The 413-nt window shown below is 36.3% G+C and carries 1 protein-coding gene; it reads right to left on the bottom strand.

The window, feature by feature from the left end:
- Positions 1–413 (bottom strand): transporter substrate-binding domain-containing protein (locus J7R13_RS09145; RefSeq protein WP_208438336.1); only part of this gene is annotated, 413 nt, incomplete at both ends.

The following is a 413-nucleotide window of genomic DNA, read 5'->3' as shown; positions in this document are numbered from 1 at the left end:
GCATCAAGATTGACAAGCCGAGAAGCAACAAATCGAGCCGGAAATCGTAAATAAGACTTTGTAAAAACAAGATCTTGATGTGTTTTGATTGTTTCTTTTAAACCAGCGATAATCACTTCTGCTCCACCATTTTTTACATGGTCCACAAGCTCTTCCCAAGGAACAACTTCTACCTCACAAAATTTTTCAAGGCCTAATTTCGAGCAAATAGCACGCAATAAATCAATATTATAACCTGCAAGATATCCTGTTTTGTCAAGAAAGTTAAAGGGAGGAAAATCAAAAGTTGTTACAAAACGCAAACGGATTATATCCGTTGTATCAGGTTGTACAAAATGTTCATGCGAATCAAAAAAAGAAGGCAGTTCTCCAACCGTTTCAGCTTCTACAAAAGAGGAAAATAAAAATCCCCA

The sequence above is a fragment of the Bartonella taylorii 8TBB genome, assembly GCF_902825155.1.
GTDB classification, from domain to species: domain Bacteria; phylum Pseudomonadota; class Alphaproteobacteria; order Rhizobiales; family Rhizobiaceae; genus Bartonella; species Bartonella taylorii_A.
The sequence above is the reverse complement of the archived record's forward strand: the minus strand, read 5'-3'. Positions and strand labels throughout refer to the sequence as shown.